At 33.7% G+C, this 22,199-nt stretch carries 29 protein-coding genes and 2 pseudogenes; 8 read left to right on the top strand and 23 right to left on the bottom strand.

The window, feature by feature from the left end; genetic code table 11:
* Positions 1-126: 126 nt before the first annotated feature.
* The 4 genes from BPMYX0001_RS07610 to BPMYX0001_RS07595 all read right to left on the bottom strand — a co-directional run bounded on the left by BPMYX0001_RS07610 (position 127) and on the right by BPMYX0001_RS07595 (position 3,338).
* Positions 127-288 carry a hypothetical protein gene (locus BPMYX0001_RS07610; RefSeq protein WP_003196574.1) on the bottom strand — a complete coding sequence of 54 codons (162 nt, stop codon included), beginning with the start codon at positions 286-288 and terminating at the stop codon, positions 127-129.
* A gap of 165 nt (positions 289-453) precedes the next feature.
* The gene (ucpA, locus tag BPMYX0001_RS07605) at positions 454-1,248 is read right to left on the bottom strand and encodes an SDR family oxidoreductase UcpA (RefSeq protein WP_006094382.1); all 795 of its coding nucleotides are present in this window, start codon (positions 1,246-1,248) and stop codon (positions 454-456) included.
* Between the two features lie 162 nt (positions 1,249-1,410).
* A complete protein-coding gene (locus BPMYX0001_RS07600) occupies positions 1,411-1,935 on the bottom strand; it encodes a DUF4398 domain-containing protein (protein WP_018782492.1) in 525 nt (174 codons plus the stop codon).
* A 134-nt stretch (positions 1,936-2,069) separates the two neighbouring features.
* Complete coding sequence (locus tag BPMYX0001_RS07595) at positions 2,070-3,338, bottom strand: MFS transporter (protein ID WP_006094380.1); 1,269 nt, start codon at positions 3,336-3,338, stop codon at positions 2,070-2,072.
* 118 nt (positions 3,339-3,456) lie between these two features.
* Between BPMYX0001_RS07595 and BPMYX0001_RS07590 the strand changes: the two genes are divergently transcribed.
* The 5 genes from BPMYX0001_RS07590 (at position 3,457) to BPMYX0001_RS07570 (ending at position 6,462) form a co-directional block, all read left to right on the top strand.
* Complete coding sequence (locus BPMYX0001_RS07590) at positions 3,457-4,671, top strand: helix-turn-helix domain-containing protein (protein ID WP_006094379.1); 1,215 nt, start codon at positions 3,457-3,459, stop codon at positions 4,669-4,671.
* Positions 4,672-4,739: 68 nt separating this feature from the next.
* On the top strand, positions 4,740-4,919 hold the full coding sequence (locus BPMYX0001_RS07585) for an H-type small acid-soluble spore protein (RefSeq protein WP_006094378.1): 180 nt from the start codon (positions 4,740-4,742) through the stop codon (positions 4,917-4,919).
* Positions 4,920-5,145: 226 nt separating this feature from the next.
* The gene (locus BPMYX0001_RS07580) at positions 5,146-5,481 is read left to right on the top strand and encodes an antibiotic biosynthesis monooxygenase family protein (protein WP_006094377.1); all 336 of its coding nucleotides are present in this window, start codon (positions 5,146-5,148) and stop codon (positions 5,479-5,481) included.
* 3 nt (positions 5,482-5,484) lie between these two features.
* On the top strand, positions 5,485-6,090 hold the full coding sequence (locus BPMYX0001_RS07575; protein WP_006094376.1) for a dienelactone hydrolase family protein: 606 nt from the start codon (positions 5,485-5,487) through the stop codon (positions 6,088-6,090).
* Positions 6,091-6,102: 12 nt separating this feature from the next.
* Positions 6,103-6,462, top strand: coding sequence for a hypothetical protein (locus tag BPMYX0001_RS07570; RefSeq protein ID WP_006094375.1), 360 nt, complete (start codon positions 6,103-6,105; stop codon positions 6,460-6,462).
* A 30-nt stretch (positions 6,463-6,492) separates the two neighbouring features.
* On the opposite strand, the pseudogene BPMYX0001_RS33855 reads toward BPMYX0001_RS07570, so the two are convergent.
* The 8 genes and pseudogenes from BPMYX0001_RS33855 to BPMYX0001_RS07545 form a co-directional block, all read right to left on the bottom strand.
* Positions 6,493-6,708: pseudogene (locus BPMYX0001_RS33855) on the bottom strand (hypothetical protein); the annotation flags it as partial.
* A gap of 83 nt (positions 6,709-6,791) precedes the next feature.
* Positions 6,792-6,962 (bottom strand): DUF3951 domain-containing protein, encoded by a 171-nt coding sequence (locus tag BPMYX0001_RS30440; RefSeq protein WP_003196553.1) that lies wholly within the window; start codon positions 6,960-6,962, stop codon positions 6,792-6,794.
* A 62-nt stretch (positions 6,963-7,024) separates the two neighbouring features.
* Positions 7,025-7,336, bottom strand: coding sequence for an AzlD domain-containing protein (locus BPMYX0001_RS07565; protein WP_018782494.1), 312 nt, complete (start codon positions 7,334-7,336; stop codon positions 7,025-7,027).
* Complete coding sequence (locus BPMYX0001_RS07560; RefSeq protein ID WP_003196550.1) at positions 7,327-8,052, bottom strand: AzlC family ABC transporter permease; 726 nt, start codon at positions 8,050-8,052, stop codon at positions 7,327-7,329. Before BPMYX0001_RS07560 ends, BPMYX0001_RS07565 begins: the two co-directional genes overlap by 10 nt.
* Entirely contained in the window at positions 8,052-8,882 is an 831-nt protein-coding gene (locus BPMYX0001_RS07555; protein ID WP_006094373.1) for a TrmB family transcriptional regulator, read from the bottom strand. Before BPMYX0001_RS07555 ends, BPMYX0001_RS07560 begins: the two co-directional genes overlap by 1 nt.
* Before the next feature lie 111 nt (positions 8,883-8,993).
* A pseudogene (locus BPMYX0001_RS33850) lies at positions 8,994-9,139 on the bottom strand (alanyl-tRNA editing protein); the annotation flags it as partial.
* Positions 9,140-9,348: 209 nt separating this feature from the next.
* Positions 9,349-9,762 carry an NUDIX domain-containing protein gene (locus BPMYX0001_RS07550; protein WP_006094372.1) on the bottom strand — a complete coding sequence of 138 codons (414 nt, stop codon included), beginning with the start codon at positions 9,760-9,762 and terminating at the stop codon, positions 9,349-9,351.
* 99 nt (positions 9,763-9,861) lie between these two features.
* A complete protein-coding gene (locus BPMYX0001_RS07545) occupies positions 9,862-10,767 on the bottom strand; it encodes a DNA-binding domain-containing protein (protein WP_018782497.1) in 906 nt (301 codons plus the stop codon).
* A 181-nt stretch (positions 10,768-10,948) separates the two neighbouring features.
* Between BPMYX0001_RS07545 and BPMYX0001_RS07540 the strand changes: the two genes are divergently transcribed.
* Entirely contained in the window at positions 10,949-11,551 is a 603-nt protein-coding gene (locus BPMYX0001_RS07540) for an HD domain-containing protein (protein ID WP_003206650.1), read from the top strand.
* 208 nt (positions 11,552-11,759) lie between these two features.
* Here the strand turns inward: BPMYX0001_RS07540 and BPMYX0001_RS07535 are convergent, their stop codons facing one another.
* Positions 11,760-12,476 carry a PspC-like choline-binding domain-containing protein gene (locus BPMYX0001_RS07535; protein WP_371398823.1) on the bottom strand — a complete coding sequence of 239 codons (717 nt, stop codon included), beginning with the start codon at positions 12,474-12,476 and terminating at the stop codon, positions 11,760-11,762.
* Between the two features lie 349 nt (positions 12,477-12,825).
* Here BPMYX0001_RS07535 and BPMYX0001_RS07530 point away from each other — a divergent pair, with 349 nt between their 5' ends.
* Entirely contained in the window at positions 12,826-13,290 is a 465-nt protein-coding gene (locus tag BPMYX0001_RS07530) for a VOC family protein (protein ID WP_018782499.1), read from the top strand.
* Between the two features lie 279 nt (positions 13,291-13,569).
* Here BPMYX0001_RS07530 and BPMYX0001_RS07525 read toward each other — a convergent pair whose 3' ends face one another.
* The 10 genes from BPMYX0001_RS07525 to BPMYX0001_RS07480 form a co-directional block, all read right to left on the bottom strand.
* Positions 13,570-14,391, bottom strand: a complete 822-nt coding sequence (locus BPMYX0001_RS07525; RefSeq protein ID WP_006094369.1) for a GNAT family N-acetyltransferase — start codon at positions 14,389-14,391, stop codon at positions 13,570-13,572.
* A 31-nt stretch (positions 14,392-14,422) separates the two neighbouring features.
* A complete protein-coding gene (locus BPMYX0001_RS07520; RefSeq protein ID WP_003196533.1) occupies positions 14,423-14,851 on the bottom strand; it encodes an NUDIX hydrolase in 429 nt (142 codons plus the stop codon).
* 17 nt (positions 14,852-14,868) lie between these two features.
* Complete coding sequence (locus BPMYX0001_RS07515; protein WP_006094368.1) at positions 14,869-15,666, bottom strand: ABC transporter permease; 798 nt, start codon at positions 15,664-15,666, stop codon at positions 14,869-14,871.
* Between the two features lie 2 nt (positions 15,667-15,668).
* Positions 15,669-16,652, bottom strand: a complete 984-nt coding sequence (locus BPMYX0001_RS07510) for an ABC transporter ATP-binding protein (RefSeq protein ID WP_006094367.1) — start codon at positions 16,650-16,652, stop codon at positions 15,669-15,671.
* Between the two features lie 11 nt (positions 16,653-16,663).
* Entirely contained in the window at positions 16,664-17,473 is an 810-nt protein-coding gene (locus BPMYX0001_RS07505; RefSeq protein ID WP_033798786.1) for an ABC transporter permease, read from the bottom strand.
* The gene (locus tag BPMYX0001_RS07500) at positions 17,464-18,435 is read right to left on the bottom strand and encodes an ArsR/SmtB family transcription factor (RefSeq protein ID WP_033798785.1); all 972 of its coding nucleotides are present in this window, start codon (positions 18,433-18,435) and stop codon (positions 17,464-17,466) included. The genes BPMYX0001_RS07505 and BPMYX0001_RS07500 overlap by 10 nt, the downstream gene beginning before the upstream one ends.
* A 132-nt stretch (positions 18,436-18,567) precedes the next feature.
* A complete protein-coding gene (locus BPMYX0001_RS07495) occupies positions 18,568-19,188 on the bottom strand; it encodes a DJ-1/PfpI family protein (RefSeq protein ID WP_033798784.1) in 621 nt (206 codons plus the stop codon).
* A gap of 63 nt (positions 19,189-19,251) precedes the next feature.
* Positions 19,252-19,986 (bottom strand): oxygen-insensitive NADPH nitroreductase, encoded by a 735-nt coding sequence (nfsA, locus tag BPMYX0001_RS07490; RefSeq protein ID WP_006094363.1) that lies wholly within the window; start codon positions 19,984-19,986, stop codon positions 19,252-19,254.
* A 197-nt stretch (positions 19,987-20,183) separates the two neighbouring features.
* Positions 20,184-20,501 (bottom strand): magnetosome magnetite crystal formation protein family, encoded by a 318-nt coding sequence (locus BPMYX0001_RS07485; RefSeq protein WP_006094362.1) that lies wholly within the window; start codon positions 20,499-20,501, stop codon positions 20,184-20,186.
* A gap of 112 nt (positions 20,502-20,613) precedes the next feature.
* Complete coding sequence (locus BPMYX0001_RS07480; RefSeq protein ID WP_033799633.1) at positions 20,614-21,192, bottom strand: YdcF family protein; 579 nt, start codon at positions 21,190-21,192, stop codon at positions 20,614-20,616.
* Positions 21,193-21,365: 173 nt separating this feature from the next.
* On the opposite strand from BPMYX0001_RS07480, the gene BPMYX0001_RS07475 reads away from it, so the two are divergent.
* Positions 21,366-22,043 carry a DUF421 domain-containing protein gene (locus BPMYX0001_RS07475; RefSeq protein ID WP_003196513.1) on the top strand — a complete coding sequence of 226 codons (678 nt, stop codon included), beginning with the start codon at positions 21,366-21,368 and terminating at the stop codon, positions 22,041-22,043.
* The last annotated feature ends 156 nt before the right edge of the window (positions 22,044-22,199 follow it).

The following is a 22,199-nucleotide window of genomic DNA, read 5'->3' as shown; positions in this document are numbered from 1 at the left end:
TCGTATGGAAGAAATCAAACTGATGTGCCTATCTACTATCGTTTTTACATAACAAAAAAACATGCTCCACAATGCTAGCATGTTTTGTGATATCCTTCACATTGTTTAACTAAAAAATAAACCTCTTTACTTACCATGATGTAACATTAAATCGCCAAGTTCTTCTTCAATATGATTTAACTTTGCAATCCCTTCTTTCCATTTGTGGATATAACGTGAAACTCCAAAAACAAATAAAGCAATAATAGTAGAAAGAATAATACCATATACGATAGCTACTGTACTCATAAGTTACACTTCCTTGTAATAGGTTATACATTTATTATATTCCTTTTTTTGATGAAATAGTGGAAATTCAAGTTATTGTAACAAAATTGATTTTTCTAATTATACAAAAAAACACCCTAATGGGAGAAACCCTAAAAACATTAAGATTCCTCCTATATTTAAATATTACTCCACACCAACAGAAACTGTTTCTGGCAATGTACTTCCACCATCAATTACAATGTGTGTTCCTGTTATGTAACTTGATTCGTCAGATGCAAGGAATCCAGCTAATTGTCCTACTTCTTCAATTTTCCCTAAACGTCCTAACGGAACACCTGAAGCGATTCCATCAATAACACTATTCGGTTCATTTGGATCAGACTCATTTGCAATTTGCTCTGCCATTGGCGTCATAATATAGCCTGGACAAATCGCATTTACCGTAATATGATGCTTGGCTACTTCACGTGCTAACGCTTTTGTAAATCCCCAAATAGCGGCCTTGGTTGTCGCATAAGCTGTTTCTCCTTCATCTGCAACTAGCGTTCCTGTTACAGAAGACATGTTCACGATTTTTCCATAGTTTTTCTCAATCATATATGGCAAGACCGCTTTAGAGAAGTTCCACACACCGTTAATATTTACTTGAAATTGAAAATCACGCATTTCATCTGACATCTCTAAAAAGTTAGCAAGACGAATAACTCCTGCGTTATTCACTAATATATCAATCTTCCCATATTTTTCGTATACATCTTTTGCTATTTCTTTTACAGCTGCAAAGTCAGTTACATCTACTTCGTAACTAGCTGCTTCTAACCCCTTACTAACAATTTCTTTTGCTGTTTCATGAACCTTTTCTGAAATATCAACAAGTAATACTCTCGCTCCTAATTCAGCAAATACATGGGCAATTCCAGCACCATTCCCCATTGCAGCACCGGTAACAAAAGCAACTTTTCCATCTAATTTTCTCATTTCATAGCCCCCTTATGATTTGTAGAAAACTTTTCCAATAATTTTATCATACCAAATATTTCCTGTGTTTTTTTTATTTCTTTCATTTGTTAAAAAATGTTCAAAAAGAAAGGCTGTCATAAAAATGACAGCCTCATACATACCTTTTCAAATACTATTCTATTAGTTTTTCTTCGCTTCTATTTTTTCTTGTGCATTTTCAGCTTTATCCAATACTTCTCCAGCTTTCTTCTGCTTTTCTTTTACTTCATCAATACTATCTACCGCTTTAATTACTTTATCAATTCCTTCTTCGTCCACTTTTTTCTGCTTTGCAATTCTTTCCTTTTCTTTTTCTTCAATGTCTTTTGCCTTTTGAAGCATATTTTCTGCGTTTGACTTTACAGATTTCTCAAGGGATGCATCCTTTTTCTTTTGTAATACTTGGTTCGCGTCATCCTTTGCTTCTAAATATTTACCATCTTTTAACGCCGTTGCACCATGATCCATCAGGCTAGCAACTTCTTTATAGGCTTTTACCTCGTTCGTAGATTTTTCTTTTTCTGCTTTTTCAAACCACATAATTGCGTCACTATATTTCTCATCTTTTAATGCCTGCATACCTGTATCAACTTGGATATCGTAATTACTGCTACATCCAGCCACTATAAACAGTACAAAAAGCATTACAACCATTTTGTATTTCATGTTGTTCTTCTCCCTCTCTCTTGCCATTCAACATGGATTTCTAAATTTAATTTATCATAACTAAAAAACACTTTCAAAAAAGAAAAAACTTCATTTCCTTCAAAATGAAGTTTTCCTAGAAAAACATTGTACATCTATGCTGATACATCCACTTGTTTTTTCACATCCATTTGTTTCATCCCTAATAATACTACCATCCATACTCCAATAGCCGAAATAACCATTACCATACTAGTTGGCATTATATCTAATAAAAATCCATACAAAATAATTCCAAGAGGCGTAATTGCCGTAGAAATTGTTTCAATTAATCCAAAAACCCGTCCTAGATATTGTGAATCAGTTGTTTTCTGAACATATACTTGAAGGGGAACATTGATGGAAATGCTCGTCATTCCAAAAATAAGCATAAAAATTATATAGTAAATAAAACTTACCGTCCCTGGAATTGTAACTAATAACGGAAATGCAGTACACAAATACAAACCCGCTAAGACAAATAAACTAATGCGAACCGCGCGAAATAAATTATTCATTTCCTTACGAACAGATAAAACAATTGATGCAACCAACATTCCTACCGCCAACATTCCTTCCACAACACCTAGTTGCTGAGACGATAAACGTAAGTTTTGAATGATAATATACGGAAGTGCAACAAACAGTGCACTGCCAAAGAAATTAATCCAAATAAACACTTTTAACATCGTATACATATCATCACGTCTTTTTACATATAAGAATCCTTCTTTAATACTGGATAAAAAATCAGCTTTCTTCTGTTCTGCTTGTACTTTATACAGATCAAATGCAATAAAAAACTGTACAATTACCGCTAAAAAAAATGTAATACCATTTAAAAGAAAAAAGAATTTCATTGAAAACAAACCAAATACCATTCCACCAATAACTGGTGCTAAAATAGTCGAAAGTGCTGTCGCTGTTTGGTTTAAAGAACTCGCTTGTTGAATACGTGCACTGTCAACTAAAGTTGGAATAGAAGCCGTAAAAGAAACAGAATAGAAACTTGCACATATCGATAACAGTGCTGCAGATACATAGATGAATAGAAGTGAAATGTCAAATAAAGTAGAAAGTGCAAACATCGTGAACATGATAAGACTACTTAATAAATCCGCACCAATAACAACCCACCGTCTGTTTATTCGGTCTGCCACAGCCCCTGCAATTGGTCCACATACCATTCTTGGAATAGAACCACAAATAAGCGTAATTGCAAAACCTACTCCTGATCCTGTTGTTTTTAAAACATATAACCCCATTGCAAACGTATAAATCCCTGCACCTAATAAAGAAGTCATTTTTCCAATCATCATCAAAATGATATTTCTCGTTGCGATTTTGATTCTCGGATCATTTTGACTTATACTTACATCCCCCATTACGCCACTCTCCCCTAAAAAGTTAAATTGTGTTAAACTTATTATATAATCATTTTTTAAATTTTTACAACAAAAAGTTTAATTGCATTTAACTTTTTTATAATAAAGGAGCAACGATATGGCTACTCTTGGTGAAAAAATTAAAGCATTGCGAAAAGAAAAGCGTCTTACTCAGACACAATTAGCTGGCTCAGAGCTAACGAAAAGTATGCTGAGTCAAATTGAAAATGGGAAAGCAACACCTTCTATGAAGACATTACAATATCTTGCTAGTCAGCTTGAATGTGAAGCAAGTTTTTTACTAGAGGAGGACAACGAAGAAGTAACAAAGCTGATTCCAAAAATGGAACAAGCTATAAAAAATAATCAATTTGAAGAAGCGTATCGTACACTGCTACCTATTGTTCAAAAAGAACTACCACCTACTTTAAGTACAGCTCGTTTATATAAACAATTTATAAGCGTTGCATTTAATATGAAAGATTACAGCATACATTCCTATATTGAAAAAGCCGTAGAAATTTTTCAAAAGTATACTTTATATCGTGAAAGTACACAAACTAGTTTAAAGCTGTGTTATGTATTATTTGTCCATAAAAAATATAAAGAATGCCTAGAACTTCTTACCTCTATTCGAAAAGAGTATGAAGCAAAACAATTAGAAATGGATCTTATTATACAAATAGAATTATTCTTATGTGAGGCAATTGTTTTACTCGCATATGGTGATTATGATGGGTGCGAAAAAATTATCTTACAAGCTCTTGACTTCTCAAAAGAAAATCAAGTGTATTATAAAACAGATGAATTTTATCGAATTCTCTCCTACCAAAATGTAATAGTGGCAGATGAAAATAAATATCTACACTATATAAAAAAATCCGAACAATTTGCCGTTTTCACAGAAAATATTTTATCTATTGCGATTATAGATATATTAAAAGCTTATTATTATAATACAATAACAAATGAATATACATTAGCTCTCAAACATCTAGATTTATTTAGAACAAAACTTCAAGATAAACCGCTCTTTCAAGAGGACGGGGTTTATTACCTAGAAAAAGGAAAGGCTTTATACGGCCTTAAGCGATATGAAGCAGCATTAGAAACATTACAGCAAGCGACAATTCCAGATTATATGTTTCACCCACTAGACCAAGCATGGATTATAACTGGGGGGGCTTACCGTGCCCTTTGTTATATGGAACTCAAAAATAAGAAAAAGGCGCTTCGAGAAGCAACAGAAGCTTTTCATGCTATACAAGAATTCCCTGATTCGACATTTACTGTGTTTATTAAAGAAACATTACAAATAATACAAAAACTTTAAACCCATCTCAAAATGGTATATTATTCCTCCTTTTCAGCAAAAATAATAAAGATGGGAGGAATGTAAGAATGAATGTACAACGTGCAAAAGAGCTTTCCGAGTCATCAGAACAAGCGCATGTTAGTTTTCAAGGCATGCCCGTTATGATTCAACATGTTGATGAAAGCAATGAAACCGCCCGCATATATGATGCAACGAATCCAGATCGCGAATTAACAGTTCCAGTTAATAGCCTAGAAGAAATATAAGAAACTCCACTTCAGTTTTATTTGAAGTGGGGTTTTTCTTGTATGCCGTATGATTTGTCTTTCCAAATATTTTTATCATCACTGCACGAATAACGTAAATTTCTATTTTTTCAACAGTTATCCTAATATGGTACGGGATATTTCTCAAAACATTTTTATACTCAAAAGACATACTATTCAATCTTTATGATATGATACAATCCATAAGTATATTTGGAGGGATACGATGAGGGATACAAAGCAAAGTAACGAACCTTATTATGCAGTTATATTCACTTCCCAGCTTTCACAAGACACGACTGATTATGGCGATGTCGCTGAAGAAATGGAAAAACTCGCTAAAGGGCAACCTGGCTTTATAAACGTTGACAGCGTACGGGATGCATCTGGTCTCGGTATTACAATTTCATATTGGGAGTCACTTGAAGCAATTAAACAATGGAGAGAAAATGCAGCACATACTATAGCAAGACAAAGAGGTCGTGAACAATGGTATGAAAGCTTTCATATGAAAATATGTGTTGTAGAAAGAGAATATAATTTTCAGAGGAAAGGTTTATAATCAATGAAGAACAAAGTAGCTCTGATTGTTGTTCACGAAATATACGGCATAAATCAGCATATGCAGGATGTCATATCCAGGTTTTCTTCACCACAGGTAGATATCTTCTGCCCAAGTCTTTTACAGCTAGATGCTCCTTTTCATTATAATGATGAACAAAAAGCTTACTCCCATTTTATGCAAAACGTTGGATTTCAACATGGAAAAGAAAAAATTGAAGAAATGATTATACAGTTTTCAAAAAATTACCCATATATTGGACTCATAGGTTTTAGCATTGGCGCAACCATCTCTTGGCTATGCAGTAACAATCCAAAAGTTAATTTTATTATTGGCTGCTATGGCTCTCGCATACGAGACTACTCTTATATTATTCCTACATGTCCTACTCTTTTAATTTTTCCAGAAACAGAATTGAACTGTTCCATTTCTTCTCTTATTACGACATTGCAAAGACAAGACAACTCATTTCTACATATACAACAGTTCCCAGGAAATCATGGATTTCTGGATCCTTATACTACAAACTATAACGAACAATCTACAAAACAAGCATATGAAATGATTGATTCATTTCTTCTAAAAACTATAACGAAACAAATGTATTAAAGGAGTTTTGCTATGTCATTTACATTACTTTTACTTGCTTTCGTTATTCTAATCATTCTCATAACGTTAGCTTTCATTTTTACAACTCTTAAAAATCGTAAATATTTAAACCTTCCTTATCGACATTCCTTTATCGTTATGACCTTATTTCTTGGACATTGGATTTTAGTTTTGACTAGTTTTTATACATTACTCCCTAATTATATTAGCGATTTTATTTTTCTACCAATCTGGTATTTTCTTTGTATTTTAGGATTTATGGTTTTCATAAAAGAATGGAAAAATAATCGAATTATTTCTGTATCCGTCGGTGCTTTCTCTTTTATCAGTCTACTCTTCGGCATACTATTACAAGGAATTGCTAAAATGTAAGTTTGTTTTATAGGAGCTGATTTTTAAGAATCAGCTCCTTTTTCTACACGTAAATAGGAAGCATTTCGCAAACGATCGTTCCATCCATACAGGAATGAATAGATATAGTGCATAGGCTATAGTCATCCAAATTGCGAAAGATAGAACTTGTTGTGATGAAAGCGTCGAAAAAATACTAGAGGAAGAATAAAGAATGAAAGTATCTAAAAACAACCCTATCCCGGTGCCGAAAATCCCCCACCTAACTTCTTTACTTTTTCTGAATTTTGAGATGGGGTCTTACTGCCCGTTAACGCGGGATAAATAAAAAGAGGAAGAAAAGCCTAAAATCAACTTCTCTTCCCTCTATTTTTTTTATGAGATTGTATTGTCATGGAATCACAAGGTGTGTAGTAAATTTGTGGAGTTGCTTTATTAACAAGCATTGTAAAAGTAAGCAGACCAATGATGAAGAAGATAAAAACTATAAACAAAATAGCACCTATCGTTAAAAGAATCATAACACCACCCCTATTTCATTCATGATATTACACTCTTCGATATACTATGAAAGAAATCCTTGTTATATAAACAAACGTAACAAAATAATCACAATCACCCCAGTTAACACTGTTCCTAACAGGCTACGTGTATAAACAGCAACAAAGAATGTCGGAATTGCTGCAATTATATAATCCCATTGCATCGTTTTATTCATAAAGAGCACTTCAGCAAGGAGCGCCGCCAATATAGCAATTGGTATATAACTTAACCATTTTAATCCCCAATCTGGAATTTGTATTTTACTAAATACAATGAGCGGTAATAGGCGCGGAATTAAAGTAACCAGACCTGCTCCCATTAAGAGTAATAACACATCGATTCTTACTTCCATCTTTCAATCACCACCCCTATTGTTGCTGCCGTAAGTGTTGCAATTATAACTGCTACGCTTGCCGGAACGAAAAAATGTATGCTATATGCGATTACAATTGCCACAATCGCAACACTGAGATGAATGACTAATTTTGGATGACTACTCATTAACTGCAGGACAAATAATCCAATAAACATAGCTGGTAAAGCATAATCCATACCATACGTATGAGGGTTTGGTATCCACTCACCAAAAATACCACCGATGACATTCGCAATGATCCAGTTTAAATATGCTGTCACATTTAAACCAAGCATCCATCTCTCGCTTAGATACTTCTTTTTTGAAGCTTGCTGAACCGCAAGACCAAATGTTTCATCTGTAATTTGCGAGCCAATTATCATATTTTTCAAGAAAGGAACCTTCATTAAATACGGGGCAAGCGCAGCACTCATTAACAGATGACGTAGATTGACAAAAAATACGGTGAAAATAATTGCAGAAGTAGGTGCTCCAGCGGCAAACATACCAGCGAGTATAAATTGTGAGGAACCAGCATAAATCAAAGTAGACATTAATGCTATTTCTGCTAACGAAAACCCTGCTGTTTTTTCAATTACACCAGCTGCGATACCAATACTTAAATACCCTAGTACAGTTGGTAAACAATCTTTCACTCCCTGTTGAAATGTTTCATTCCCGTGCATTGTCATCTGTACTTCAGCCCTTGCCATCACTCTTCCCCCTTCGTTTCTTGCATCAAGCGTTTACCCGTTACAACGTGAACTAAATCTGCATTACCACGCCATAATGCATCTAATTTATCAGGACCAAATTCCTGTGTAATTTCTTCAACCATAATGTCATGACGAATATATTCTATTGCGACAAGCACTAATGCTGGATCATATGTTGTAACAGCCCATGATGTACTATGTTCTGAAAAATTGGCAATAAGCACCTCTTTTCCATCTCGTGCAACAATTGTTAAATGCCCCCCCATCCGCTCTTTCACAACATCTGGAGTCATATAATTATGATGAAATGTTGTTCCTATTTTTGTTTGAGGTGCCCCAAAAAGTATCGAAAAAACATGTACACCTTCTTGTTCCTTTTTGTGAATAAGAGGCTCCAGCTCGCTCACTTGCTGTTCCCATACAGAAATCCATAACTCTTCTTCTGCACGCTCAATAATGTTACTTATTTCCTTTAAAATTCGTTCATCCGTACGAATATGAGAGATTATATCTACTTGACGCTCCTGCTCTAAACAATTTAACTTCTGATCAAGGAAATCAAATGACTTTTCAAAATCTTGTCGCATTCGATTCATTAACTCACTTGCCGATACTGGAACGTACTTAACTGGTTCTGAGGGTACTAAATGCACTGCGCCTTTATCCATCAATTTCCCAAGTACCTCATAAATCATGGAACGCGGTACACCCGTTTGTTTACTAATTTCATATCCTGTCGCAGGATAATGTTTTAATAAACCGATGTATGCTTTACATTCATATTGTGAAAACCCTAACTTTTGCAATTCTTTCATGACTTCATCCACTGTAATCCCTCACTTCAATTTACCTCTATTTGCATTTACATGACAGCGCGTACTTCAAAACGACGATTTTGCTTTCTTTACTTTTACAACTTCAAAAGTATTCTCACCTTATGTAAGTACGCCTGTATCGCATTCTTGTCCTCCACCAGTTGGATAAAATATCGTTTCTTTTACAAATACTCGGTTTCCATCCACTCTTGTTACTTCTGTTTGACAGTTTTTTTATATGCATCCTGTAAAAATAATGCCTCTGGCATGTTCCCACTCCTTTAGTAGTTATTACTATACCTACTAATATAAAAAGAAAAAAATGTACAGTCAATAAAATTCTGAATTTTGATTCGATTAATAAGAAATAAGCTATCTTTAAAACAAGATAGCTTGATTACATTTATCCCGCTGCTAATCCTCAGCGAAGGTTTTCTTCCTCTCTACTAAGAGCTCGATACATTATATTTCCATATACTTATTTAAGTTTCTCATATTCCTTCAAAGCATTTTGTAAAGTTAAGGTTAATGGTTCTGGAAGACTATCTAATGAAAACCACCCCACTTCACTAATAGCATGTTTTTCCAGATTTTCTGCTATCCCATTAGTTACTTTTGCAATATACGTCGGACATACCCAATGTGCTTCTTCTTCAGGTAAAATGTGATTCGTCACACATAATAACGATGTGAGTTCAATTTCTAACCCTACCTCTTCTTGAATCTCCCTGACAACTGTATCTTCTGCTGTTTCCATCCATTCCACTTTTCCACCTGGGAGACTCCAGTGCGCTTGCTCTGGTGCCTTCTTTCTCCGTACAAGTAATAACTCGCCTTGCTCGTTTAAAAGAAACGCTCCAACACCGACGCGTGGATGTAACTTTTGGTTCATATTAACTTCTCCTCTTAATTTGTAAGTTTTCTTGATTTTAACATAAAAATAATAGAGCTACTTTCTATCAGCTTCATAAAAGCCAATAGAAAGTAGCTCTCATTGTTTCATAGATATTATTTGTTCTTTTGTATCCATTTTGTCATGATGAAGTTTGTTTTTCTCCAAATATTGTTTACACATATTCACAAAAGCTGGTAATGTTCGAATTTGATTAATATCAGAGCTCTCAATAAAACGATTCATTTGATTTGTCATTTCGTCCATACTAGAAATAACCTCTTCTTTTTCATATCTCAATCTCTCATTTTCAGCACGAAGATTTTGAAGCTCTTTCTGTATCTCATGTGTATTATTTTCTTTTGTATGCCCAGCTGCCATACTCGAAAGTTTGTAAATCCCTTCCATAAATTGATATAGTTCTTGTTTCTTGCCCTCTACACCAATTGTTTCAAAATTATCGACAATCCCTGATAATATAGTAACCAGATTATTCTCTGTCTTTTCACTTTGGACCACTATACTTTTTACTCTATTCTCCTTCTCACAAACATACTGTTCTGGCTCGTGCTTTTTCTTACGCCCCGGCTTACCCTTTTTTATATTTTCAAATGGCAGCTCTTGATTTTTTAATTTATAATACGTATTCTGCAGTTGACTTTCTGTTTTCGGAAATAATTGTAGATTCTCTTTACTAATTGCCTTTGAAGTATCTGAAATATTTAAATTGTAATGCTGACAAAATTGATACGTAGCATATAAAAGTTCTAATTCAGATTTCAACCACATCATTTGAGATTGTTCGTATGCAAATAAACCACCCATTTTTTCAATCTCTCTTTGAAAAGCTATCATTTTATCATATAAGTCCATTAATTCTGCATACGTCACATGGAACTCTCTTTCTATTTTTCTACATTCCTCTTCCACTTTCTGAATATTTTTTATTCCATTTACAATATTTTTCAAAAGATCTAGTACATGAATTGCTGTCTGTTGGTACATTTTATATTCACTCCCACTCAGCATTTTTGCAATTTCAACTTCTTCTTTGTCTTTTGTAAAAATAAAAAAATATTATGGGAATATTTTATAATATTTCTGAATTATTAGTCAAACGAACGTAAAATTGACACATTCTATTTTTATATTAATATTAGTTTATAGCAATATGAGGGGGATCCATATGGAACATAACATTTTAAAAGTCATTGCACTAGCAGAAAAACTTAAATACGAAATGCGACATAGCTGGCTTTCTAATGGTCGGCAAGAGAGTGTTGCGGAACATACGTGGCGTATGTCCCTTATGGCTGTTTTAGTTCAGCCTTATTTAGATAAAGAAGTAAACATGGAAAAACTATTAAAGATGGTTATTATCCATGATCTCGTGGAAGCAGAAGCCGGGGATATTCCTGCTTTTGACACAATGAACAGCGAACAATTACAATTACAAAAACAAGAAAATGAACAAAAAGCCATTTTGAATATTAAACATACATTAGAAGGTCCTCTTGGGGACGAACTGTACAATTTATGGATAGAGTTTGAAGCAAAAGAAACATACGAAGCGAAAGTGGCAAATGCTCTTGATAAACTAGAAGTTAAAATTCAGCATAACGAAGCCGATATCGATACTTGGATTCCCATCGAACATAAAATGACGTTCCAAGTTGCCAAACATACTGACTTTGACTCATTCTTATCAAAATTACAAAAAATTATTGAACAAGAAGGCGAAAAAAAATTAATTGCTGCCGGCATTGATGTCGAGGCATGCAAACAGTAGCAACTCACTGTTTTTCATACTTTTTTGCAGATGATTAAAGAAGTATATACCGTTTTATAGAATATTAAATTACAAAAGGTGACACACATTAATGATGTACAATGTGTGTCGCCTTTTAATTTTTATGTTTTCACTTTTTATGCTTGGATAACATTTCAGTTGTCATCTTTTCCTGTCAAAATCTTTTAAGATAGTTAAAGAGTTCTCTTTAACTCATAACACCATTATCTTTGAATGAATACCATTTTCCATCAATGAAATGTTTACCTATCGCCATTGCACCGTTAGACTGTAAATAATACCAATTCCCATTCTCTTGTAACCAGCCTGTTTTCATCTTAGCACCAACAAAGTAATACCAGCTTTCTTTATAGCTTAGCCAGCCATTATAAGCAGCTCCGTTTCCGCTAAAATAATGCCAATGGTTGTCAATTAAATTCCAACCTTTTGCCATTGATCCATCAGAAAGGAAATAATTACCATCAGGATGTGAACCTATCCAACCTAATAGCATTTTATTATTATCTGGATTTAAAAAGTATGTCTTACCATTATATTCAAGAAAATCCCAGTGTAGCTTTCCCCCTTGGTGAACATAATACCAATCTCCCTCATACTGAAGCCATCCTTCATTGGTATATAGCGCACCGTCTGCTCCTAATAAGTAACCATTATATTGCTCTTCAATACGACCCGTTTTCATTTTTCCGTTTGCATCAAAGTAGTACCATTTTCCTCCATCTTGTAACCAACCAGTTTTCTTCATACCATTTTGATCATAGAAATACCATGTGTTTCCATCTTTTACCCAACCTGTTTTCTGCATCGTCTGTTCTGTTTTTGGAGTAATCTGTTTCACAGTTTCTTGTTTTTCTGCATGAGATACTGCAGGAGCTACAAGCATTGTAGACATTAAAATAGGCAAAATAACTTTCTTTATTTTCCATATCCACCAAATAATGAATAATTTTAGTTTTTATTTCCACAAAGAGAATTATATTATCATATACAAATATAATCAATAATTTTTTGTAATGAAATCGTAATATTTTTAACTTTATAGAAAATATATTCATTTAAAAGTAACTTTAAATACATTTTTGAGATATTAAACAGATTAATGTATACTTTTTGTAATATAAAATAAAAAGAATGGAGAATATTTCATACTTTTGTATGAATCATTCTCCATTCTTTTTATTGATTTAACCAAGAAGGACATAGATTACAATTACAAATAAGAACAATATATTATCTAAAGAGGAGGATTATTTATGATCAAAGGATTATACGAATCACATCTACCCGTTCGCAGCCTAGAAAGATCCATACCATTCTATGAATCATTGGGATTAAAACTATATAAAAGATATGAGGATACTGCCTTCTTTTGGATTGTAGAAGAACAAAGTTGGCTCGGACTTTGGGAAGGAGAAGAATATAAAACGCCGTATCATCCTTCCCTTCGCCATATTGCGTTTCAAGTAGACTTCGAGTTTCTTCATACATCTATTAAGTGGCTGAAAGACCGAAATATTACGCCCGTTCCATTTAGTAATCGAACTACCATTGGACCTTTTGTTCGCCCTAACCAAGGCAATGCTTCTGTCTATTTTAAAGATCCAGATGATAATAGTATTGAGTTTATTAGTTTTGTTAATGTTCCAGATGAACTAAAACATATTACAGAAAAACTTTCTTTAGAAGAGTGGACTACACTATCACGATCCTATTTGTAGATGATTTAATAACTAGATATCATCGGTACCTCACTGGGCAATATGATTGCTCAAATAATTAATGTGAAGGCTTTTTTATTAATAGTGTTTCTCCCATCATTTTGGCATTACACATTTATAAAGAAAAGCGACTTTTACAAGTCGCTTTTCTACATCAAATATTTCAAAGTTAAAAGTACACCCACTGCAATTACAAATATATTGAAAAAAATATACCAAGCAGAAAAAGAACAAATACATTCTTTTCCCTTGAGGTATTTCTTATTTTCTTTAGTCAAATTAAAATTGATACTCGTATACAATATAATCAAAAATGTTTGTAAACCCTAGGCTCTCTGCTATAGCAATTGAAGGTTTATTCACTTCCATACAGTCCCAATAGGGCACATACCCTTGTTTGAAACATTCTTGAACAAATATATGTGCGACTTTCTTGGCAAGATTCTTCCCTCTATGTTCCAAAATTGTCTCGATATTTACCGCATGCATATTCCCACTTACAAATCCTGAAAAACAAAGACTCACCACTTGATCCTCATGCAAAATCACATACCCAATTCCTTTTTCAAAAAATGATTCCATCGAATTCCAAAATGATGTAATTTGTGAAACGAAAAATGATTGCTTGAGCAAAGAGTATGTCACAAGATTTTCCTTCGTTACTTTTAATACCGTATATACCTCATCAATGATTGGTTCATTATATGTTTTGTACGCACTTTCATATAATTTGTATACTTTTTGATTGGATTCCTCGTATGATTGTTCACATAATATTTCTCTAATTGTACGATCCCACCCTACTTGATGACCAAATCCTTCAAACCACTTCAAGTCCAAACAGGCTGCTTCTTGTGCAATTTGTTCCCTTAAAACCTTTTTTATTTCAAGGTTAAACATTTTGTTATTTGCCTCACCAATAAATACAAAACCATCTAAATTTCCAAGCCAAACTAAACCAGACCGTGGTTCGCTCGCATTGTCAACAAATATACGGCCCGAATTATTCCCTTCAATGATAGCTTGCACTTCTATATGCCTTTCCTTTTGTAGAAGATGTTTGCAATTCATAAACTGGTCTTTCTGCAATTCGTATATCATCTTTTTTCTTTCCTTTCATGTGTATCAGCGCTTAGGTTTCATCACCTGCTGTACAATCTATGAATCCCTGCAATAACTTTCTATCTTCTAGAAAAGAAAGGGTAATACCTGCTATTTCTTCACTGCTTTTCCAAGCCACTTCATAAATTAATCCATCTGGATCGCATATTTCTTTATTTCCTCCAATTACTTCTACCTCATAATACACAATGTGAACATCATATCCATTACTATTCCCCTTCTTTTCGTACATACTTTTAATGACACGTACATCATATCCCGTTTCCTCTTTCACTTCTCGTATACAACACTCCTCAAATGTTTCCTCTTCCAATTTCCCACCAGATGGAATAGACCATTTTAGTTCTGCTTCTTTTACATCTGGGCGCCCTTGCAATACCATTAACAATTTCCCATCATTATTTTTACATAATGCCGCTGCACCTTGAAATATTCCCATTTCTCTCTCCCCATTCCTTAAAATAAAACCATATTTCCTGTTCGTTTCGCATGCTTTTCTGCTTTTCGAACAAGCACATACGATATTCCAATTAAAATGATTAATAAGCTAGCTAATAAACCTAACTCTGGAAATACATTTATAATACTTTTTCCTTCCATTAATAATGAACGGAAAATTTGAAGTACATACGTTAATGGAAACAAAGCTGCTAGTACTTTGCCCCATAGTGGTAATACAACAATGGGAATGCGTACACCCGCAAAAAATTGCATCGGTTCTTCTAATATTGTAAATAGAATACTAGCATCTCGTGAAAATAAAAAAATCGTATTTAAGCAACCCCCCCACACAACAGCCGAAATACATAAAATCATAAAAGCAAATACAATATTTTCAACTGGTGGTATCGGTGTGTCATTCAGAAACAATGCGATGAGAATCGAAAACATCGTAAACATCCATACTCCTTCTATTAAATTTGCTCCTGCCCGGCAATACATCATCCATACACGCGATGCTGGTGTTAAAAATATAAGTTCCAGTGTTCCATTTTGGCGTTCCCATGACATTTGCCATGCCGATTGAACAAGGCTCCAAAAGAAAACATATCCAATATAACCTGTAATGAGAAAAAAACTAATTTGTTTTGGATCCATCCATTTTGCAAGCGGGCTAGTATTTGAAGTATCAAATGGCTTCACCGAAAAATAAGCCGTTGCAAATAATAAAACCGGCCAAATGAATAAAGAAAAATAAACCATCTTACTATGAAAATGATTGCGGTGACTTTTTTTCCATTCTGCAAAAAACATATTCACGCACTCACCTCATTTGCAATTTGTAATATTGCATCTTCCAATCTTGCTTTATGTGTTTCTAACTGTAATATACGAATTTGATATTTGGTTAATAATGATAAAACCGTTGTTGTCATATCAAAAGATGCCTTTAGTTCATATCGTATATGTTCACCCATATGTTCTTTTTCATATTGAATTTCCTTCAGCCCTAAAGAATACTCTAATCGTTCTATCGTTTCATTCTTCATTTCAGGAATCACAATTTCTAAACGATATTCACGGACAATAGACTGGATAATTTTATCGGGAGTTCCTTCATAAAGAAGTCGTCCTTTTTCAATAATATAAAGGTGATCACAAAGTTCCTCTACTTCTTCAAGATAATGGCTCGTTAACAAAATACCCTTATTTTGTTCCTTCGCCAATCGATATACCATTTCTCTCAGCTTTTTCGCTACAGGTGCATCAAGTCCTAATGTTGGTTCATCAAGAAATAAATAATCTGGATCATTAATAAGACCTCTTGCGATTTGCAAACGCTGCTTCATTCCCTTTGAATATCGTTCTACAGGTGTATTAGCAGCTTCTTTGAGCTCTACTTGACCAAGGAGAAACTGAATACGTTCCTCTAATTCGGCTCCTTTTAATCCATACAAACTTCCAAAATACTGCAAGTTTTCTTTACCTGTTAAACGCCAATACAACATGCGTTCACCACCTGCAATCATATTGATCTTTTTCTTTACAAGTAAATCTTGCTTTGTGCTGTCTATACCATCAATTTCAATAGCACCCGAAGTTGGTTCAAGAAGCGTTGCTAACATTTTAATCGTTGTTGTCTTCCCAGCCCCGTTCACACCTAGCAATCCTACAATCTCTCCTTTTTGAATTGTTAAATCTAGTCCATTTACTGCTTCAACTACTCTTCTTTTTTTACGAAAAAAACCTACTTTCTCTTTTAACTCATACCGCTTTACAAGTTGTTTTGCTTGTATCATAATAAGCCCTCCTATGCAAAATGTTTTTCAATCACATACTTTTCCATTCGTTTCATCGCATATACACCCGCAATAAAATACGCAACTCCTAATCCCAATAACCACATAAGTTCAATTTGTATGGAAGCTAAATTCCCACCTTCAATCATGCACAATCGAAATGCTGATAAACCATGTGAGAGCGGCATCAATACACTCATAGGCTGTAAAAATGTAGGAAGATAACCTACTGGAAAAAACACACCACTGACAAGGCTCATAAAAATAAACAATGTATTTTGTGTTAAATATGTATCACGAAAATAGAGCATAAAAGCCCCCAACACTAGTGCTTGAGCGAATATAGCAAAAAAGAAAATAATTAATAAAAATACCACTGGTATCATATTTATTTCTCGAAACTGTAATCCAAAAAACAAACCAAAAATAAAAATCGTGATAAATTCAAGTCCCACACGCAATATCCCTTGCGCAGCTGCTCCTAGAAAATAACCTTGCCGAGATGATGGCGTTAATAACAAAACATCCAGCGTCCCTTCACGCAGTTCGGTTATCAATGTTCGGCTCACAATCATTAATAGAGAAACAGAAAATGAATAAAAAACAGCTCCTAATATAACGTACGAAAGATAATCATCCGTCTTCCCTAACTTTGCAAAATTAGCATCTAACTTTCCTTGAAACATAAAATGATATGTTAGATAAGCAAACAATACGATATATACACCAGTTAAAATATGCCCTAAAAAAAATGACCATGGGTACGCTCTACGCATCGTATAGAAATCACGACGAAATGTAGCCATAAACGTTAGCCACATGTTCTCCCCTCCCCTAATTTTTGAACAATTGGGAAATCCATAAATTGATCTAAATCAACACGAATTTGTTCTAATCGTTCTCGATTTGTTTTATAAAATACGTAATAACCTTTTCGTTCCTTTTGTATAAGACCTGTAGACTCTAACATTTTTAAATGATTGGAAACCGTTGATTTTGTAAGACTATACCGCTCTGTTAATTGCTGTGTACAAAAAGATTGAAAGGATAAATCTCTTAGCATTTTTAATCTCGTTTCATCTGATATCGCTTGTAGAATTCGCAAAAGATCCTTTGGTACTTCATCTGTATACGACGATGCGATTTCCACCTCATAATAGACTTTTATATGAGTAGAAATAAGATTATCTATTAGTAAATGAGGTGCGACAAAAGTTGATGGATATAATGTAATTGCTGATAAATCCTCATAACGATATTGCCAAGTACGGGCTTTTAAAAAGGTTATTTCCTTTTCATCAATTAAAAATCTCGGATGCAAATTTTTAGAAAGGGACAACGGGTTTTGTTTGATTGTTTCTTTCACATCATATACAGATCGTTCTAGCCATGGTTCTATTTGAAATAACTCTCGTGCAAAATAGCGCTGATGATATTGATATAAAAAATTACAAACTAATTCTTTCTCTAGCTTAGGAAAAAATGATTGAAAGCCTTTTGTATCCGTGACTCGTAATTTTTCAATCCCTTCTTCAACATAGACTTCAGCCTGAAACTCAGAGCACCAATCTATAAAATGTAACCAGTCATCGCTTTTCTCATTAATCTCATATAATATTTCTTTTTCCTCCTGATCCATCTGATTTAATACATTTTCTGCCCACTCTAATCGTTTTACATGATGGGTAGGATTAGATAAAACATGTAAGCTTAATAACATTTCGCGAAATGGTGAATATACAACTTTGACATGTCGTTCAAACCATGATGTAACTCGCAACATAAATTCCCCTCTCTTTGATTCGATTTCTATCGAATCAATTTTATAATTTTGCAAAATTATTCAGTATATTAACAACTTACAATGTAAACGTCAATGAAAAATTAGAAATATTTTCATAAAATAAGACCTCAGCTACGCTAAGGTCTTATTACTTAATTCTTTTATGTTTTTAAAATACAGGAGTGTTTCTTTCTCTTCTCCCTCATCAAACAAATTGAGTTGTTTAATGATTTCAACTGCAAACTCGACATAAGCAGAGCCAACTGCTGTAATGATTTTCCCATCCACTGTTACATCTGTACTTTGTTTATACTTCCACTCATGGAGATGTGCTAGACTCTCCACTTCTGGTGTTAAAGAAGTTGAAAATCTTTTATTTTGCAACACATCAGCTGCTTGTAATAAAGCGGTTCCTGCACAAATAGCAGCTAACCATTTATTTTGTTCATTTATCTCCCGGGCAAGCGATAATAACTTAGGATTTTCTAGATGATGAAAGATCTCTCCGCCGGGGACAATTAAAATCTCATACTCTTTTGCAATTATGCCATCTATGGAAATATGCGGTTTACACTGGAAACCTCCTTCTCCTGTAACAGTCGCATTATCTACACTTGCTGTGACAATTTCAAATCCCTTACTCTTTAAAAATAAACTCGCTAGATTCACTTCAAATTCTGCAAATCCATCAAATAGAAAAAACAATGCTTTTTTCATTTCATCAGCCCCTTTACTTTCGACACACTTATACATATTCGAAAGTAAAAAAACTTCTCCTTCTAAAAACAAACCTGCTAATGCAGATTTGTTTTTACCTTATCTTCTATTAAACCCTTTTTTACTCAAAAACTCCTTCATATGCATTCTTTTCTCTTTTGACATAAAAGCACTCATTGATCCTGTCCATGTTACATCCTTTTGATTTGTAGATCTTCCCTTATAATATTCATTAGTCGTACGGTCATATTCCTCTAGTAATTCATCATATTTATTTTCGTCATATACGTTTTCATGTAAAATCGCTTTAACTGGCAAACGCGGTTTCACTGCATGACTTTCATCAGGTACTCCAACTGTCATCCCAAATACCGGGTATACTTTATCTGGTAAATGGAGCAGTTCACTCACTTCTTCTGGATTATTCCTGATTCCTCCAATATAACAAATGCCATATCCTAGTGATTCTGCAGCGAGCGCTAAGTTTTGTGCAAATAAGGATGCATCTACTGTAGCTACAATAAAGTCCTCTGCACCATCATGTTTAATCTCTGTTCCATGTTTCTCACATGCTGTTTCTAAGCGCTTTAAATCTGCACAGCAAACAAAAAATGCCGCGCAATCTTTCACATGACGATTACCTGATAACTCTGCCAATTGCACCTTTAAATTTTCATCTGTAACGTACATAACTGAATACGCCTGAACAAAATGTGATGATGCTGCATACTGCGCTGCTTGCACCATTCTTTCCACTATATTCTTAGGAATTGGTTCTTGTTTATATTTCCGAACTGATGTATGTTGCTCCATTTTATGTATCATCTCATTCATAGTAAAGCCTCCTTATTTCTTATTACTGAAAAATTAACATATCCTTTTCATTTATCACAACTTTTATGCCCATCTAAAAACTTCTATATAATATGCTCTTTTTTCACCTCAATTAAAGCAGAACCCTTCAAACCTATACAAAAAGAGAACGAATTTTTAACCATTCGTCCTCTTTCATTCTTGAAAAAATAAATCGTTTAAGCTGCTCTCAGTACTTTAACACCTTTAACAATATTCCAAACAAAGTAATAAATACCTACAATTGTAAAAGTTACATAGGTTACAATCATTCCGATTCCAACACTTGCGGATTCTCCAAAACTTAAACCGAATACACCTGAAAATGCCAATCCACCAAATAAAATTGCATATGGGAAAATGTGTGTCCAAAATGCCTTTTTCGCATGATATTTCACATCATCTTCTGCAATAAAGTAGACGATGATTGGGAATAGAAACGGTGCAAAGAAAATACTAAAATAACAAAGTGAAGATAAAATATTATTGCCTTTCATACGATTCACTCCTAAAGTTTCGTTGTTTTTGTTACCTTTATTATGGCACTTCACTACTTTAGGAACTATCGTTTTACCTTTCAATCAGATTACATTTTTGTAAGATTTATTACTATATACGATTCGTTAGCCAATACTGTGTAATCGCAAAATATTCCCTCACATTTGACTGAATAATAATCGATTTAGGTGTTTTCGCAGGAAGTCCATTTACCTTCAACCCTTGTTTTTCAGCAATTTTTTTGGCCCGAAACATATGAAAATCATTTGTAACAATCATCCCTTTTTTCTTATTTGCTGGAATAAGAGACTTTGAGAATTCAATATTTTCATCTGTATTTGTAGAACGATCTTCCATTATAATTCTTTGTTCTGCAATACTTTGTGTCATTAATCCTTTTTTCATAGCCCGTGCTTCTGAAATATCTTCTCCTTTTCCTTTACCACCGGATACAATAACAATCGTTTGTTCATGTGTTTTTAAATATTCCGCTGCTTTATCAATACGATATTGTAAAGAATAAGAAGGCTCTGTTCCTTTCACCTTTGCTCCTAAAAGAATCATGTAGTCTGCATCGTTCGGTGCTTCCATATGACCATGCTTATAAATGTTATATTGTAAAAATCCTATATAACCTACTATAATCATTATCACAACTAAACTATACTTCATCATCTTTTTCTTCTTTATCATTTACATTTACTCCTATTTTTTCTATTTTCTCATCATAATATTCTTCTCATTATTTGTATAGATTTAATTTCCTAAATAACCCTCGATAAGTAATATTTACAATAAATAAAGGGAATAGTGGATAAGGTATATATAAGATAATGGGAACTTTGCATTAAGGAGTGTAAACATTGATTGTTTTTTTATGTAATATAACCTTCTTCTTTTTATTATTTCTTATCTCGCTTAAACTACTAGGAAAATCCGCACTCGCTCAGCTTACACCACACGATTTCGGGGCGATTATCTTTTTATCTTATTTAGCTTTTCGAGCTATACCGGTTGATGGCGCTCTGCAAGCTATTGTAGGTATAATTGTGATTACATGCCTTCATCTCTTGATTACAAAATTGAGCTTGCTAAATAAACTGAATCGTTTCATTCTTGGTCACCCCATTATTTTAATTAAACATGGAGATATTGTTTTTGAAAATCTAAAGAAAAGTAGATATCCAATTGCTGAGTTACTATCTAATCTTCGCGTAGCAGGATATCCTAGCGTACATGAAATTGAATATGCCATTTTAGAAGCGAATGGCGCCATTAGTATTTTACCAAAAAGAGAGCTTGTTCCTCTCACTCCAAAAGATATGCATATAGATGTAAAATATGCAGGATTACCAATTGCCCTTATCGTTGATGCACAAATTCAATACGATAATTTAAAATTAATCCATAAAAATGAAAAATGGCTTCGGAAAGAGTTACTAGAAAAAGGATTTGAAGATATAAAAAACATTGCATTTGCTTCTGTACAAGAAACTGAAGGCTCTTTTGCAATTAGCCTAAAAAATAAGAAATCCCCTTAAATACATTTAAACATACTATAATTAAAAGAGGATATTATGTTCAATATAGAGCATAAATCCTCTTTTTTTATACATAATGGAATGAATAATCAGATATTACGAATATTGTCTATTATGTATATAATGTTATAGATGAAAATTTGTTGTTAGTTAGGG

Source organism: Bacillus pseudomycoides DSM 12442 (genome assembly GCF_000161455.1).
Taxonomy (GTDB): domain Bacteria; phylum Bacillota; class Bacilli; order Bacillales; family Bacillaceae_G; genus Bacillus_A; species Bacillus_A pseudomycoides.
Note: the sequence above shows the minus strand (reverse complement) of the source record. Positions and strands in the feature narration are given on the sequence as shown.